General features: G+C 62.4%; 1 protein-coding gene (running past one end of the window). It reads right to left on the bottom strand.

Annotated features, from left to right (window positions below; translation table 11 throughout):
• Positions 1-18,932: part of a syringopeptin non-ribosomal peptide synthetase SypC coding region (sypC, locus tag BLR20_RS04230; RefSeq protein ID WP_074594534.1), annotated on the bottom strand (this coding region is incomplete at its 3' end). Its footprint begins 9,615 nt before the window's first position; the window shows 18,932 of its 28,547 annotated nt.

Genomic DNA, 18,932 nt, shown 5'->3' with positions numbered 1-18,932 from the left:
AACTCCGGCTGGTTCAGGTAACCTCGTGCCACGCCGATACCGCCAATGTGCAGCTCACCGGCCACGCCCAGCGGTTGCAGCTGGCCTTGGGCATTCAGCACGTGCATCTGAATGTTGGCAATCGGGCGACCGATGGGCACGCTGTCGCCAGGATCTGTCGGGCGGCATTCCCACGCAGTCACGTCGATGGCCGCTTCGGTCGGGCCATACAGGTTGTGCAGTTCAACACCCTTGAGGTGTTGCTCGAAGCGGCGCTGCAACGCACGAGGCAAGGCCTCGCCGCTGCACAGCACGCGGCGCAGTTGCGGGAAGTCGCGATTCGAACGGTGTTCCAGGAATACATCGAGCATTGAAGGCACGAAGTGCAGCAGGGTAATGCCCGCGTCACTCATTACCTGCGCCAGGTAATCCGGCTCCTGATGGCCACCGGGACGTGCCATGACCAGTTCGGCACCGGCCAGCAATGGCAGGAAAAACTCCCAGACTGACACGTCGAAGCCGAACGGGGTCTTTTGCAGCACGCGATCCTGACTGTTCACTTGATAGGCGTCGCGAGCCCAGAGCAGGCGGTTGGCCACGCCCAGGTGTTCGTTCATCACGCCTTTGGGCTGCCCGGTGGAACCCGAGGTGTAGAGCACGTAGGCCAGATGATTCGGCTGCAGACCCAGGGCCCTGGCATCCGGGTTGCTGACTGGCTGTGCGGCAAGCTGGGCGCGGTCGTCACGACCGTCGAGCACCAGCACCGGAATGCTAAGGGCTGGCAGATCTGCCAGCAGATCCTGACTGGTCAGCACCGCATGGGGGGCGCTGTTTTCAAGCATGTAGGCCCGGCGAGCGCTGGGCAGATCCGGGTCGATCGGCACGTAGGCGCCACCGGCCTTGAGGATACCCAACAGCGCCACGACCATTTCCGGGCCGCGACGCAGGCTGACCGCGACACGCGCATCAGGCTCCACGCCCAGTTCGATCAGACGATGGGCGAGCTGGTTGGCCTGTTGGTTGAGCTTGGCGTAAGTGAGCAACGCACCGCTGTCGCCGCTTACGGCGCAGGCATCCGGACGCTGAGCAGCCTGTTGTTCGATCAGTTGGTGGATCAGAACATCGCGCGGATAAGGATGGGCGGTGTCATTGAAGCCCGCCAGCAACAGCTCGCGCTCATCGTCCGGCAGTATCGCCAGGCTGTTCAGCGCTGCTTGCGGCGTGTGTTCCAGCGCTTCTACCAGGCTGCGCAGTGCAACCTGCATGTACTCGCCGATGCGCGTGGCACTGATTTGCTTGACGGCCTGAATGGTGAGCGTGAAGTCATCGCCCAGGTCATCGACGTTCAGGCACAGCGGATAGTTGGTCCGTTCCTCCATGCTCAGGGTCTGAATGCCCTGCCAGGCCGACAATGTGTCGGTCGAGGCCGCACCGCCGTTGCTGTGGCGGTAGTTGAGCAAGGTACTGAACAGCGGCAGCGAGCTCGGCACGCCGCTGCAGCGCTGGGCCAGCGACAGCGAGGCATGCTCATGCCCCAGCAGGGCCGACAGACGCTGGTGAGTGACCTTGACCGCCGCCAGAGCGCTCTGGCTGCCGACGCTGATGCGCAGCGGTAAGGTGTTGATGAACATTCCCAGCGCCCGGTCGGCACCGCTGCCGCCCTGCATGCGGCCCATCAGTACGGTGCCGAACACCACTTCTTCACGGCCCGAGACCCGACCTGCCACCTGAGCCCATGCCAGGTGCGCCAGGCTTGCAGCGCTAACCCCCAACTGCCGCGCAATGCTGCGTATACGGCTGCTCAGCTGGCTGTCGAGCACCTGATGCACTTCCTCGATACCGCTGCCATCACCCTGCACGTCCTGTAGGCCGTAAGCGAGGGTCGGTTCATCGATGTCGCCGAGCATGTCGCGGAAAAACGCTTCGTGCTCGGCCTGGCTGATCCCCAGACGCGCCTGTGCCACATGGTTGCGATAAGGCACCGGCGCCGGCAATTGTTCGATCTGCCCCTGCAGGCTGGCCTGCATTTCCTCCACCACTACTTCCAGTGAGGTGTGATCCAGCGCCAGATGGTGGAATAGCAACATGCCGACCAGACGCTGGTGGGTGTTGTCCTCGGCATAGGCGATGCGCATCAGCGGCGCCTGGCCGATGTCCAGGCGATAGTGACGCGGGTCAAAACGCTCGCGTAGTCGTGTCAGCACGTCACCGTCGAGCGGATCGATGGCCACCTCTTCCAGGCTCAGTTTCGCGTTGCGCCAGACCACCTGTACCGGCTGCTCAAGCCCTTCCCAGACCACGCCGGTGCGCAGAATGTCGTGGCGTTCGACCACGCTCTGCAAGGCCGCTGCGAATCCGGCCAGGCACTCGCGATCATCGAACGCGAGGAGCATCTGCAAGACATAGGGGTCACCTTCATCCGTCGCCAGATGGTGATACAGAATGCCTTCCTGCAAGGGGGCCAGGGCGTAGATGTCCTGGATGTTGGCCAGGCCGCCCGGCACGCTGGCGACGACCCGATCAATCGCTGCCTGATCCAGATCAGCCAGCGGCAGCATGTCAGGGGTAATGCGCTCGCAGCCCGGCACAATCAGGTTATCCGGCACCTGCACGTCGGTGTACCCGCCCACTGCCGCAGCGAGCGCGGCAAGGGTCGGCTGGCTGAACAGCACCCGCACATCGGCCGACAGGTCGATCTGACGCATGCGCTCGATCAGTTTGACGGCCAGCAACGAATGCCCGCCCAGCTCGAAGAAATGATCGTGGCGGCCAACCTGTGGCACTTGCAGCAGAGACTGCCAGATCTGCGCGATGGCGATCTCGACATCGCCCTCGGGCGGCGCGTACTCACGCATTGCCAGTGCCTGCGCATCCGGTGCGGGCAACGCCTTTTGGTCGAGCTTACCGTTGGCGGTCAGCGGGAAACTGTCCATTGCCACAAAAGCACTGGGCACCATGTAGTCGGCCAGAGACAGCAGCAATCGTGCGCGCAAGTCAGCCGCGACGATCTCCTGGCCCGGCGCGGCGATCACATAGGCTACCAGGCGCTTGTCGCCCGGTTGATCCTCGCGGACCAGCACCAGCGCTTCGCGGACCGTGTCGCAAGCGGCCAGCGCAGCCTGGATTTCTCCCAGTTCGATACGGAAACCACGGATTTTGACTTGATCGTCGTTGCGGCCCAGGTAATCGAGACTGCCATCGTCCATCCAGCGACCCAGGTCGCCGGTTCGGTACAGGCGCGCCTGAGGATCCTTGCTGAACGGATTCGCCATGAAACGCTCGGCCGTCAACGCTTCACGATTCAAGTAGCCCCGCGCGACACCGGCGCCGCCGACATACAGCTCGCCGACCACACCCACCGGCACCGGCTCGCGGCGCGCGTCGAGCACATACAACTGCAAATCGGGAATGCGCACACCAATAGGGCTCACGCCCGCACGCTGCGCATCTGCCGCCACCAGGGGGTGATAGGTCACATGCACCGTGGTTTCGGTGATGCCATACATGTTCACCAACTGCGTACCGGCGTTGATCACCCTGGCGTACCACGGCTTGAGGATCCCGGTGTCCAGCGCTTCGCCACCAAAAATCAGCTGGCGCAAGGAGTGCCGCTGATCGCTCTCGCCCTGGGCACTGAGCAACTGGCGGAACGCGCTCGGGGTCTGGTTGAGCACCGTCACTTCGGCGCTGCACAACAGCGCGTAGCAGTCTTGCGGAGAGCGGCTGACCAACTGCGGCACGATCAGCAAACGCCCGCCGTGCAACAGCGCACCCCAGATTTCCCAGACCGAGAAGTCGAACGCGAATGAATGGAACAACGCCCAGACATCCTGCTCATTGAAGCCAAACCAGCTCTGGGTGGCCGAGAACAGCCGGGCCACGTTGCGGTGCTCGACCATTACGCCCTTGGGCAGGCCGGTCGAGCCGGAGGTGTAGATGACATACGCCAGGTGGCGCGAGCTGAGCCCGGTCAGCTGTGGATTGTTACCCGGTTGGGCCTGCAATGCCGGACTGTGTAAATCCACGCGTGGGCCGTCGAACGTGCCCAGCAGCGCCAGCCCCGCAGCATCGGCCAGCACCGCCACCGGGGCGCTGTCCTGCAACTGATAGGCAATACGCTCGGCCGGATAGGCCGGGTCAATCGGTACGTAGCCCGCACCGGACTTGAGCACTCCGAGCAGGCCGACAATCATTTCCAGGCTGCGCTCGACACAGATCGCCACCCGGTCATCCGGCTGCACGCCCAGGCCGATCAGACAATGGGCTACCTGATTGGCGCGGGTGTTCAGCTCGGCGTAGGTCAGTGTGCGGTCTTCATAATGCAGGGCCACGGCATTCGGCTGCGCCACCACCCAGGCTTCGAAGGTACGGTGGATCAGGGCGTCGTCGGCCTGCAGGGCATGCGGGGTGTTCCAGCTTTCCAGCAGCTGCTGGCGCTCGATCGCGGGCAGGATATTCAGCGCTCCCAGCGCAGCGTCCGGGGTCTGTTCCAGTGCTTGCACCAGGTTTTCCAGCACACAGTGCATGTAGGTACACACACGTTTGGCACCGATCTGCCCTTCGGCCATGATGGTCAGGGCGAAACCTTCGCCCAGATCATCCACGCACAGGGTCAGCGGGTAGTTGGTGCGTTCTTCGCCGTGCAGCGCCTGAATGCCTTCCCACGCGACCAGCGCCTGGTCGCTTGCACCGACATCACCGGTGTGGCGGAAGTTGAGCAGCGAGCTGAACAGTGGCGTCGAAGCGGGTACACCACTGCAACGTTGGGCCAGTACCAGCGAGGCATGTTCATGGGCCAGCAGGCCGCTGAGTCGTGCGTGGGTGGCTTTCAGGCCGCTGCGTACGCCCTGCTCGCCCAGCGTGACCCGCAGCGGCAAGGTGTTGATGAACATTCCCAGCGCCCGGTCAGACCCGGCACCACCCTGCAGGCGGCCGAGCAACACGGTGCCGAACACCACGTCATCCTTGCCTGACACTGCGCCCAGAACACGGGCCCATGCCAGGTGATACAGACTGGCGGAGCTGACCCCCAGCTGGCGAGCCTGTACGCGCAGGCGGCGACTCAGATCCACGTCGACCAGCTGGCGCACTTCCTCGATACCGCTTCCGTCGCCCTGCACGTCCTGCAGGCCGAACGGCAGCGTCGGTTCATCGATGTCACCGAGCATGTCGCGGAAAAACGTCTCGTGCTCTTCACGGCTGACGCCGAGCATGGCTTGCGCCACGTAGTTGCGATAAGGCACGGACGGCGGCAGCGAGGCTTGCTGACCCAGCATATAGGCCTCGATTTCGCTGCTCAGAATACGCAGCGAGGTGGCATCGTCCACCAGGTGATGGAACAGCAGCATGCCCAGCCAGCGGTGGTTCACTTCGTCCTGCGCATAGCCAATACGCAGCATCGGTGCCTGACGGATGTCCAGGCGCGTGTGACGAGGGTCCAGGCGCTTGATCAGTTGTTCGGTGATATCGCCATCGGCCGGGTCCAGCAGCTGCTCATCCAGGCCCAGGGTCGCTTCACGCCAGACCACCTGGACGGGGGCGTCGAGACGCTCCCAAAGCACGGCGGTGCGCAGGATATCGTGCCGGGCGATCACGCCTTGCAGGGCCTGGGCAAAACTGTGCAGACGCTCGAGGCTGTCAAAGGCAAACAGGGCGTACTGCAGATAGGGGTCACCCTCGGCTGCGGCAAGGTGGTGATACAAAATCCCCTCCTGCAACGGCGCCAGGGCATAGATGTCCTGCACGTTGGCCAGACCGCCGGGCACATTTTCTACCACTCGGTCGATATCATCCTGGCTGAGCGACACCAGCGGCAGCATGTCCGGGGTGATGCGCTCACAGCCGGCGGGAATAAGGTTGGCGGGTACTTCCACTGCACCCTTGCCGCCCACCGCTGCCGCCAGTGCAGACAAGGTCGGCTGGCTGAACAGCACACGCACGTCGGCAACCAGATCGATCTGACGCATGCGTTCGATCAGTTTCACGGCCAGTAGCGAGTGGCCGCCCAGTTCGAAGAAGTGGTCATGACGACCGACCTGCTCCAGTTGCAGCAGGTCTTGCCAGATCCGCGCAATAGCCATCTCGGTGTCGCCTTCGGGCGCTTCATAGCCGCGACTGGCCACCGCCGAGCTGTCGGGCGCTGGCAACGCCTTGCGGTCGAGCTTGCCGTTGGCCGTCAACGGGAAACTTTCCAGGCTGACAAAGGCACTTGGCAGCATGTACTCGGCCAGCGACAGGCGCAGTTGCTCGCGCAATCGGCTAGCGTCCAGTTCGACGCCCGCCGTACCAATGACATAGGCCACCAGACGCTTGTCGCCCGGTTCGTCTTCGCGGACCAGCATCAGCGCATCCTGCACACCCTCACACGCGGCGAGTTGCGCTTCGATCTCGCCCAGTTCGATGCGGAAGCCGCGAATCTTGACCTGTTCGTCGTTGCGGCCCAGGTATTCCAGGCTGCCGTCGGCCAGCCAGCGTCCCAGGTCGCCGGTGCGGTACAGCCGCGCACCCGGCGCCGTACTGAACGGGTTATCGATGAAACGCTCGGCCGTCAGTGCTTCTCGGTTCAGGTAGCCACGTGCCACACCGGCACCGCCCACGTACAGCTCGCCGATCACACCTACCGGCACCGGTTCGCCATGGGCGTCGAGCAGATAAAGCTGCAGGTCCGGGATGCGTTTGCCGATCGGGCTGGCACCAACGCGCTGGGCGTCTTCGGGCTGCAATGGGTAATAGGTGACGTGCACGGTGGTTTCGGTAATGCCGTACATGTTTACCAGTTGTGTACCGGCATTCACGTTGCGGGCGTACCACGGCTTGAGCATCGCCGTTTCCAGCGCTTCACCACCGAAAATCACCTGGCGCAACGAATGTGCCTGCCCGTCCTCGCCCTGTGCAGCAATCAGTTGGCGGAACGCACTTGGCGTCTGGTTGAGCACCGTCACCCCGGCACTGCATACCAGGTTGTAGAAGTCTTCAGGCGAACGGCTGACCAGTTGCGGGACGATCAACAGACGGCCGCCGTGCAGCAATGCGCCCCAGATTTCCCAGACCGAGAAGTCAAAGGCGAACGAGTGGAACAGCGCCCAGACATCCTGTTCGCCAAACGCGAACCAGTCTGCGGTGGCCGAAAACAGCCGCGCCACGTTGCGATGCTCAACCATCACGCCTTTGGGCAGACCGGTTGAACCGGAGGTGTAGATGACGTAGGCCAGACTCGTAGCCGTCAGCCCCGGTACCTCGGGGTTGCAGACGGATTCGTCCTGCAAGTCGGCATCGTCGAGACTGATGACGGGTAATTCCGTCACCGGCAAGGCTTGCTGCACTGACTGCTGGCTCAACAACGCCACCGGTGCGCTGTCGCCGAGGGTGTAGGCTAGGCGCTCAAGGGGGTACGCCGGGTCCAGCGGCACGTAACCGGCGCCGGATTTGAGAATACCCAGCAGGCCGATAATCATTGCCGGGCCACGCTCGACGCAGATCGCCACCCGATCATCCGGGCGCACACCCAAGGCCAGCAAACGATGGGCGACCTGGTTGGCGCGGGCGTTGAGTTCGCCGTAGCTCAGGGATTGCGCTTCGAACATCAACGCGACGGCGTCTGGTCGTTCCGCTGCACGGGCTTCGAATTGCAGATGGATCGGTATTTCGTCTGTATCGGTCTTGGCGGGCAGGTTCCAGTGTTCGAGCAACTGCGCACGCTCGCTGGGCGGCAGAATCGAAATGGCGTGCAGCGGGGTTTGCGGTGCCTGTTCCAGCGCATCGACCAGCCCCTCTACGGCCAGTTGCAAATAGTCACACACACGCTGTGCGCCGATGCTCGCCGTTACCAGCGAGGTGAACAGAAAACCTTCACTCGTATCGTCGACGTTGACCGTCAATGGGTAGTTGGTGCGTTCTTCATCGGCCAGCCCCAGCGACTGTATGCCACTCCAAGCGGTCAGTGCCTCGTCGGTCACGGCAACGTTGCTGTGGCGATAATTGAGCAAGGCGCTAAACAGCGGCGTCGGTGCGACCACGCCACTGCAGCGCTGGGCCAGTGCCAGCGAGGCGTGTTCATGCCCGAGTAACCCGGTCAAGCGCCGGTGCGTGGCCTTGACCCCGTCACGCACGCCCTGCTCGCCCAGGTCTACCCGTAGCGGCAAGGTATTGATGAACATGCCAAGGGCTCGTTCGGCACCCTGACCGCTCTGCATCCGGCCCATCAGAATGGTGCCGAACACCACCTGTTCACGCCCGCTGAGGCGGCCCAGCATTTGCGCGAACGCCAGGTGGATCAGGCTTGCCGCACTGACCCCGAGTTGCCGCGCCTGAACTCTCAGGCGTTGGTTCAAAGCGCCGTCCAGCTGCAGACGGGCATGATCGAGAGCGCTGCCGTCGCCTTGCACATCGTGCAGGCCGAACGGCAGGGTCGGTTCGTCGATGTCGCCGAGCATGTCCTGGAAGAACTGCTCGTGGTCCTGCTCGTTCAGGCCTAGTCGGGCCTGAGCGACATAATTGCGGTAGGGAACGGAGTCGCCAAGTTGCCCGACCTGACCGAGCAGGCAGACCTGCATTTCATGCTGCACCTGATCCAGGGCGGTGTGATCAAGGATCATGTGGTGGAACATCAAGGTTGCCAGCCAGCGTTCGTTGCCGCTGTCCAGGGCGCATACCAGGCGCATCAAGGGTGCCTGACGGATGTCCAGACGTACCTGGCTCAGATCGAGGTGATCCTGCAACTGACGGGTTATCTCATCGAGGCCAGAGTCGAACTCAACCTCTTCGACGCTGAGCTCGACCTGGCGCCAGACCACCTGCAACGGCTCATCGAGGCTTTCCCAGTGCATGGACGTGCGCAGAATGTCATGGCGGTTGATGACCATTTGCAGCGCTTTGGCGAAGGTGTCCACGTGTGCGCGGCTGTCAAAGGCAAACTGCGCCTGCAGCACATAGGGGTCGCCCCGTTCGGCGCTGATGTGGTGATAGAGAATGCCTTCCTGTAACGGCGCCAACGGATAGATGTCCTGCACGTTCGCTGCGCCGCCGGGCACGCAGGCCACCACCTGGTCGATCTGCTCCTGACTGAGGTCGATCAACGGCAGCATGTCCGGAGTGATTCTCTGGCAATCCGCAGGAATGCCATTGGCCGGAATAACCAGATCGTCGACCGCGCCTGCCGCTGCGGCCAGTGCCGCCAGGGTCGGTTGACTGAACAGCGTACGCACGTTGGCACTCAGACCAGCCTGGCGCATGCGTTCGATCAGGCTCACCGCCAGCAACGAATGCCCGCCGAGTTCAAAGAAATGGTCGTGGCGACCGACACGTTCGAGCTTGAGCAAGTCGCTCCAGATCTTCGCCAGAGCGATTTCCACTGCGCCTTGTGGCTCCTCGTAGCCGCCACGGATCAGTGCATCGCCGTCCGGTGCCGGCAGGGCCTTGCGGTCGAGTTTGCCGTTCGGGGTCAGCGGCATTGCGTCGAGACGCACATAGGCCACAGGGATCATGTAGGCCGGCAGTTGCTCCTGCAGCCAGTCGCGCAGGCTATCGATGTCCGGCTCAGTGTGGGCTGCCTGGACGGTGTAATAAGCCACCAGACGCTTGTCGCCCGGAATGTCCTCGCGCGCGGTGACTACCGCTTCATGGACCGCCGGGTGTTTGGCCAAACGTGCATCGATCTCACCCAGTTCGATACGGAAACCACGGATCTTCACCTGATCGTCGTTACGGCCCAGGTATTCGATATTGCCGTCTGGCAGATAGCGACCCAGGTCGCCAGTGCGGTACATACGTGCCGCAGGCTGCTGGCTGAACGGGTCTTTGAGGAAGCGCTCGGCGGTCAGGTCGTCACGGTTCAGGTAGCCACGGGCCACACCGGCGCCGCCGATGTAGATCTCGCCCACAACGCCCAGTGGAACGGGCTGTTGCTGTTCATTCAACAGGTAAAACTGTGTGTTGCCGACCGGTTTGCCGATGTGCGCAGCGAAGCCTTCTTCGCGATCCATCGCCACCCAGCTCGAATAGGTGGTGGTTTCCGAAGGGCCATAGAGGTTGCACAGGCGCTGCACGCTGGTTTTTTCGAAAAGGCTCTCCACCAGGCTGCGTTTCAGCGCTTCACCGGCCACGTTCACAGTGTGCACCGATGCCGGCAGGCCGTTAGCTTCCAGCAGCGCTTTCAGCGCCGACGGTACGGTGTTGATCAGGCCGATGTCGTGCTCGCCGTGTTGCAGCTCCAGCACGTTCTTGACGACTTCGATGCTGCCGCCCGACGTCAGCGGCGCAAAGCATTCGTAGACCGCGAGGTCGAAGTTCAGCGAGGTGGCGAACAGCGTCTTTTCCAGTGCAGAAGCGTCGAATGCACTGTGTGCCCAGCTCAGGAAGTTCACGGTGTTGCGGTGTTCGATCATCACGCCTTTCGGCAGGCCGGTGGAACCCGAGGTGTAGATCAGGTACGCCAGATGCGCCGAAGTCAGCTCCGCCACCTGCGGATTCCGGACGGATTCGTCCTGCCAATCGCTGAGGTCCAGATTGATCACAGGCACCGAAACATCGGCCAGCAAGCCCTGGGTAGCGGTTTGAGCCAGCACGGCAGCCGGAGCGCTGTCCTGCAACATGTAAGCGATGCGTTCTACCGGATACGCCGGATCCAGCGGCACATACCCGCCGCCCGCCTTGAGGATAGCCAGCAGACCGACGACCATCTCGGCACTGCGCTCGACACAGATCCCGACGCGGGAATCCGGCTGCACGCCCTGCTTGCGCAAGGCATGGGCCAAGCGGTTGGCCTGCTCGTTAAGCTCGCGATAGGTCAGGCGCTGTTCGCCGTGAACCACCGCTACCGCATCCGGAGTTCGCTCGACCTGTGCTTCGAACAAGCCATGAATGGTCTGTTCGGGCGGGTAATCCAGCGCGGTGTCGTTGAACGCCACCAGCAACTGCTCACGCTCGGCAACAGGCAGGATCGGCAGGCTGTCGAGGGCCGAAGACGGTGACTGTTCCAGCGCATCCACCAGATGCTCCAGCACGGTCTGCATGTAACCGCAGACCCGTTTGGCACCCACGGCGCTGCTGACCAGTACGTTCAGGTTGAAGCCTTCACCGGAGTCATCGACGTTCAAGGTCAATGGATAGTTGGTGCGTTCTTCGCTGTTCAGCGTATGAATACCCTGCCAGGCCTGGGTAGCCCGCTCGGATACGCTGCCAGGCGTACCGTGGCGATAATTGAGCAGCGAACTGAACAGTGGCGTCGGTGCGGTAATGCCGCTGCAACGCTGAGCCAGCGCCAGCGAAGCATGCTCATGACCCAGCAAGGCGGTCAGGCTTTCATGAGTGGCCTTGACCCCGTCACGCACACTCTTCCCGCCCACCGAAACCCGCAGCGGCAAGGTGTTGATGAACATCCCCAATGCCCGCTCTGCGCCTTCGCCGGCCTGCATCCGGCCCATCAGCACGGTGCCGAACACCACGTCCTGCCGGTTTGAAACCGTGCTCAACACCTGAGCCCAGGCCAGGTGCACCAGACTGGCAGCGCTCACGCCCTGTTGTCGGGCCTGAGCGCGCAGTCTCAGGTTCAACCGAGGGGCCAGCGCAAGGTTGGCTTCCTCGATATCAAGGCCATCGCCCTGCACATTCATCAGACCGAACGGCAGCGTCGGTTCGTCCACATCACCGAGCATGTCGCGGAAAAACGCTTCGTGCTCGGCCCGGCTGACGCCCAGGCGTGCCTGGGCCACATAATTGCGATACGGCACGGGTGCCGACAGGGTTTGCGCTTCGCCCAACAACCAGGCCTGCATTTCATGCTGCACCACGGCCATCGCCATGTTATCGAGAACCATGTGATGGAATAACAACATCGCGCAGATCCGCTCGCTCAGCGGGTCCTCGGCATAGGCCAGGCGCATCAGCGGTGCCTGAGTGACATCAAGACGATGATGACGCGGGTCGAAGTGACTGTGCAGTTGCGCGCCGATATCGCCGGCTGCCGTGTCGATGTGCAGCCTCTCGAGAGGCAACTGCGCGTGGCGCCAGACGACCTGCACGGGTGAGTCCAGACCTTTCCAGAGCATAGCGGTGCGCAGAATGTCGTGACGCTCGATGACGGCCTGCAAAGCCTGAACGAAGGCGTCCAGACTTGCGCGGTCATCGAAAGCGAAATGGGCCTGCAGTACGTAGGGATCGCCCTGCTCCGCAGCGATATGGTGATAGAGAATGCCTTCCTGCAAGGGGGCCAGCGGGTAGATGTCCTGCACATTCGCCACGCCGCCCGGCACGCTGGCGACCACTTGATCGATCTGTGCCTGGGTCAGGTCGGCCAGTGGCAGCAATTCAGGCGTGATGCGTTGGCAATCCTCGGTGATCAGATTGGCTGGCACCACGATGTCCGTGCTACCGCCGACTGCAGCAGCCAGTGCGGCCAGGGTCGGCTGACTGAACAGTACGCGTATATCGGTGCTCAGGCCCAACTGGCGCATACGCCCGATCAGGCTCACCGCCAGCAGCGAATGGCCGCCGAGTTCGAAGAAGTTGTCGTGACGACCAATCCGGGCAACGCCCAGCAGGTCTTGCCAGACAGCCGCGATCTGCGTTTCGACTTCGCCTTGTGGGGCTTCGTATTCGCGGCTGATCAGTGAGTCACTTTCCGGCGCCGGCAGGGCCTTGCGGTCGAGTTTGCCGTTCGGTGTCAGCGGCATGGCCTCAAGCCGTACATAAATGGCCGGCACCATGTACTCAGGCAGCTTTTCCTGCAAATGCCTGCGCAGGCTGTCGATGTCGACCACGGCTTGCCCGGCCGCCAGGGTGTAATAAGCCACCAGACGCTTGTCGCCCGGCACATCTTCGCGCGCGGTGACCACCGCTTCATGGACCGCCGGGTGTTTGGCAAGACGCGCATCGATCTCGCCGAGTTCGATACGGAAGCCACGGATCTTCACCTGATCATCGTTACGACCGAGGTATTCGATATTGCCATCCGGCAGGTAGCGGCCCAGGTCGCCGGTGCGGTACATGCGTGCCGCTGGGTTTTGGCTGAACGGGTCTTTGAGGAAGCGCTCGGCGGTCAGATCGTCGCGGTTCAGATAACCCCGCGCCACACCGGCACCGCCGATGTAGATCTCACCGGCTACACCCAGTGGCACAGGCTGCTGTTGCTCGTCCAGCAGGTAAAACTGCGTATTGCCGACCGGCTTGCCGATGTGCGCTGCGAAGCCGTCTTCGCGATCCATGGCCACCCAGCTTGAATAGGTGGTGGTTTCCGAAGGGCCATAGAGGTTGCACAGGCGCTGCACACCTGTTTTTTCGAACAGTGACTCAACCAGACTGCGCTTCAGCGCTTCACCGGCCACGTTCACGGTGTGCACCGATGCAGGCAGACCGTCAACGTCCAGCAGTGCCTTAAGCGCCGACGGTACGGTGTTGATCAGGCCGATATCGTGCTCGCCGTGTTGCAGCTCCAGCACGTTCTTGACGACTTCGATACTGCCGCCCGAGGTGAGCGGCGCAAAGCATTCATAGACGGCGAGGTCGAAGTTCAGTGAGGTGGAGAACAGCGTTTTTTCCAGAGCAGAAGCATCGAAAGCACTGTGTGCCCAGCTCAGGAAGTTCACGGTGTTGCGGTGCTCGATCATCACGCCCTTTGGCAGACCGGTCGAGCCCGAGGTGTAGATCAGGTACGCCAGATGCGCGGAAGTCAGCCCCTGCACCTGCGGATTCTGGACGGATTCGTCCTGCCAGTTGCCCAGGTCAAGATTGATGACTGGCACCGAAACGTCGGCCAGTAATGCTTCAGTCGCCGACTGGGCCAGCACGGCTGCCGGAGCGCTGTCCTGCAACATGTAAGCGATGCGTTCTACCGGATACGCCGGATCCAGCGGTACATAACCGCCGCCCGCCTTGAGGATCGCCAGCAAGCCGACGACCATTTCCACGCCGCGCTCTACACAGATTCCGACCCGCGAATCCGGCTGCACACCTTGTTTACGCAGGGCATGGGCCAGACGGTTGGCCTGCTCGTTAAGCTCGCCATAGGTCAGGCGCTGTTCGCCGTGAACCACCGCTACCGCATCCGGCGTGCGCTCGACCTGTGCTTCGAACAAGCCATGGATGGTCTGCTGCTGCGGATAATCCAGCGCGGTGTCGTTGAACGCCACCAGCAACTGCTCACGTTCGACCGCTGGCAGAATCGACAGACTTTGCAACGACGCTTGTGGCATTAACTCAAGAGCATCCACCAGCTGTTCCAGCGCCGTGTGCATGTAGCCACACACGCGCTGCGCACCGACCGTGGTCGCCGCCAGTGCGGTCAGTTTGAAGCCGTCACCCACGTCATCGACGTTCAAGGTCAACGGATAGTTGGTGCGTTCTTCACTGTTCAGGGCTTGCATACCCTGCCAGGCCTGGGCAGTTCGTTCTGCAGCGCTGCCAACCGCACTGTGGCGGTAATTGAGCAGTGCGCTGAACAGTGGCGTCGGTGCGGCTACACCGCTGCAACGCTGGGCCAACGCCAGTGAGGCATGTTCATGAGCGAGCAACGCGGTAAGTTGCGCGTGTGTTGCCTTGACCCCGGCGCGTACCCCTTGCCCGCCTACGGCGACCCGCAGCGGCAAGGTGTTGATGAACATTCCCAGCGCCCTGTCAGCGCCCTCGCCGGCCTGCATACGGCCCAGCAGTACGGTGCCGAACACCACATCGCGACGATCGGAAACCTTGCCCAGCACCTGAGCCCAGGCCAGATGCACCAGACTCGCTGCACTCACGCCCTGTTGTCGGGCCTGAGCGCGCAGGCGCAGGTTCAACTGGCTGTCCACTGCAAGCGCGGCTTCTTCGATATTACGGCCATCGCCCTGCACATCCTGCAGGCCGAAAGGCAGCGTCGGTTCGTCGATATCGCCGAGCATGTCGCGGAAAAACACTTCATGATCGGCCTGGCTGACACCCAGGCGTGCCTGAGCCACGTAATTGCGGTACGGCACAGGTGCCGACAAGGCTTCGGCCTCGCCCAGCAGCCAGGCCTGCATTTCATGCTTCACCACTTCCAGCGCCATATGGTCCAGGGCCATGTGATGGAACAGCAGCATCGCAGTGATTCGCTGGTTGCGCGGGTCCTCGGCATGGACCAGACGCATCAGCGGTGCCTGGCTCATATCGAGGCGATAGTGCCGCGGGTCGAAGCGGCGATGCAGTTGCGCGCCGATCTCACCGTCCGCCGGGTCAAGTTCAAGCCCCTCAAGGTGCAATTTCGCTTGACGCCAGACCACCTGCACGGGGGAGTCCAGACCGTCCCAGACCACACCGGTACGCAGAATATCGTGACGATCGATGACCATCTGCAAGGCCTGAACGAAGGCGTCCAGGCGCTCGCGGTTGTCAAAGGCGAACTGGGTCTGCAGGACATAGGGGTCGCCCTGCTCGGCTGCCATATGGTGATAGAGAATGCCTTCCTGCAACGGTGCCAGCGCGTATATATCCTGCACATTGGTCACGCCGCCGGGTACGGTGGCGACCACCTGGTCGATCTGCACCTGGGTCAGATTCGCCAGTGGCAACAGTTCCGGGGTGATGCGCTCGCAGCCTTTATCTATCAGGTTGGACGGTACCTTGATGTCATGGCCTGCGCCGACAGCCGCGGCCAGTGCGGCCAGCGTAGGCTGGCTGAACAGCACGCGTACATCGGCGCTCAGACCCGCCTGACGCATGCGTTCGATCAGGCTGACGGCCAGCAGCGAATGCCCGCCGAGCTCAAAGAAGTGATCGTGACGGCCGACGCGTTCAACGTTGAGCAATTCGCACCATAAGCGCGCCAGGGTGACTTCCACTTCACCCTCGGGTGCCTCGAATTCACGGCTGGCGTAGGCGTCGGCGTCCGGTACTGGCAGGGCTCGGCGATCAAGCTTGCCGTTGGCGGTCAGCGGGAACGCATCCAGCACGACAAAAGCGCTCGGCACCATGTATTCGGCCAGCGAAGCTGCCAGTTCACGGCGCAGTCCGACTGCGGTCAAGGCGCTGCTGCCATCGCCGACGACATACGCCACCAGACGTTTTTGCCCAGACTCGTCCTGGCGGGCCAGCGCCACGGCCTCTCTGACGCCAGGGCATTCGACCAGACGCGCTTCGATTTCACCCAGTTCGATACGGAAGCCACGGATCTTCACCTGGTCGTCGTTACGGCCCAGATACTCGATGACCCCGTCCCCGTTCCAGCGGCCAAGGTCACCGGTGCGGTACAACAGGGCTCCAGCGTCGTCGCTGAAAGGGTTGGCGACAAACTGCGTAGCGTTCAGCTCCGGGCGGTTCAGGTAACCCTTGGCCACGCCCTGCCCGCCGATGTACAGCTCCCCGACCACGCCCACCGCCACCGGTTGGCGCAGGGCGTCGAGCACATAGACCTGGCTGTTGCCAATCGGGCGGCCGACAGGAATACCGCCGTTGCCGACCGAGGTGATCTCATGGGTGGTGGAAAAGGTCGTTGCTTCGGTCGGGCCGTAGCCATTGAGCAAGTGTCGCGGGGCGCCCTCTTTCAAGACCCGGGCGATCACCACCGGGTCCAGCACATCGCCGCCGACGATCAGGTAGCGCAATCTGGCGAAAGCCTCCATCAGGCCGTCGGCGTATTGATGGAACAGGCCCGCAGTCATCCACAGCACGCTGACCGACTGGGACAGCAGCAGCGCGCGGAACTCGTCCAGAGACAGCAACACCGATTGCGCCACCACGACCACGCAGCCGCCATTGAGCAGTGGCGCCCATACATCCAGGGTGCTGGCGTCGAAAGCCGGGTTTGAGGCGAACGCTACACGATCCTGCGCATTGAAATCAGCGTATCCGTTGTTGAGCACCAGGCGGCTGACAGCACGGTGCGGCACCAATACGCCTTTGGGCATACCGGTGGAGCCGGACGTGTACATGATGTAGGCCACCGACTCGGCGGACGCTGACGGTACCGGGTTGGGCGTATCGCCTGGCAGTTGCAGCAGGTCAAGGTCGATCCGCTGGATGCCTTCAGGGAGGTCATGGCGGACCAACGTCAATACCTGCCGCGCCCCGCAGTCGTGCAGCATGAATGCCTGACGCTCGGCGGGGGCGTTGATGTCCAGCGGCACATAGGCCGCCCCGCATTTGACAATCGCCAACTGACCGACCAGCAGATCAAGGGAGCGCTCCAGCAGCAACGCCACCCGCTCCCCCGGTTGCACGCCGAGGTCGGCCAAGTGACGGGCCAGCGCGTTGGCGCGACTGTTGAGCTCATGGTAGGTCAGTTGCTGGTCATCTTGTACAGCAGCCACTGCATCGGGCTGCGCTGCCACTCGTTGCTCGAACAGTTCTTGCAGACTGCTGTTGCGTGGGTAGTCGCGTGCCGTGTCATTGAAATCGTGCAGCACTTGCTGGCGTTCGGTTGATGAGAGGATGTTCAAACGCTGCAACGGGGTTTGCGGCTGCTGCTCCAGCGCCTCTACCAGCGCGCCGAGTGCCATCAACATATAGTTGCCGATGCGCTGTGCACCGATCTGTGCCAAGGCTTGAATTGTCAGGTTGAAGCCCTGGCCCAAGTCGTCGATCGACAGCGTGATCGGGTAAGTGCTGCGCATCTCGCTGCCCATGCTCTGCAAGCCTTGCCAGGCCTGGAGCGTCTCTGACGAGGCCACCGGTTCGCTGGCACTGTGGCGATAATTGAGCAGCGAATTGAACAACGGTGCCGGTGCGGCTACGCCACTGCAACGCTGGGCCTGGGCCAGGGATGCGTGTTCGTGACCGAGCAAGGCGGTCAGCCGTGCGTGGGTGGTTCTGACCCCTTCGCGCACCGCATGCCCTTCCAGCTTGACTCGTAACGGCAACGTGTTGATGAACATACCCAACGCTCGATCGGCGCCGTCGCCGCCCTGCATCCGGCCCATCAGCACCGTACCGAAAACCACGTCCGACTTGCCTGACAGCGCACCCACCACCCGCGCCCATGCGAGGTGATGCAGGCTCGCGGCACTCACCCCCAGCTGTCGGGCCAGGGTCCGCAGGCGCGCGCTCACCACGTCATCGACTTGCAGGCGCACATCTTCGATCAATGAGTCGCTGCCCGGCGTTCCGACCACGCCGAACGGCAGTGTTGGCTCATCGATATCGGCCAGCATTTCGCGAAAAAAACCTTCATGAGCATCAGCCCCGACACCCAGTCGGGCATGTGCCACGTAATTGCGATACGGCACTGTCTCAGGCAAGGTATGGCCTTCACCGAGCAGGAAGGCCTGCATCTCGTGTTTCACCAGGTCCATCGCCGCGTGGTCAATGGCAATGTGGTGGTACAGCAGGATAGCGACCCAGCGCGCATTGGCGGTATCTTCAACGCAGACCATGCGCATCAGCGGCGCTTTACGCAGGTCCAGACGGAAATGCCGGGTATCAAAATGCTCGCGCAACCGGGTTTCGATGTCACCGTCGGCGGCGTCCAGTGTCAGCTCATCCACTGCCAGCGTCGCCTCACGCAACACCACTTGCACCGGTTCGTCGAGACCTTCCCAGACCATCGCCGTGCGCAGGATGTCATGGCGTTCGATGACCGCCTGCAGTGCCTCGGCGAAGTCATCGAGACGTTCGCGACTCTCGGCCCCGAACAGCGCCTGCAATACATAGGGATCACCCTGCCCGGCCGTCAGGTGATGGTAGAGAATCCCTTCCTGCAACGGCGCCAGCGGGTAGATGTCCTGCACATTACCAGCCCCTCCCGGTACTGCGTCGACGATCCTGTCAATCGCCTCCTGACTCAGATTGGCCAGCGGCAGCATGTCCGTGGTAATGCGAAACGCCGGACTGAGCCAGTCACCGCCCATTCGAGCTACCAGCGTCAGCAGTTCTGCCTTGTGCACGCTCAGGCTTGCGAGCGTGGCACTGTCCAGCCCCTCGTCGTCTCCGAGAATCACCAGATCATCTTCTTCCTGTTGAAGACGGATCGGATGCGTGGAAAGAACTGCCATCAATTCGCTGAAGTGCAT

It is taken from the genome of Pseudomonas congelans (genome assembly GCF_900103225.1).
GTDB lineage: Bacteria > Pseudomonadota > Gammaproteobacteria > Pseudomonadales > Pseudomonadaceae > Aquipseudomonas > Aquipseudomonas congelans.
This window is presented reverse-complemented; position numbering and strand designations above follow the sequence as displayed.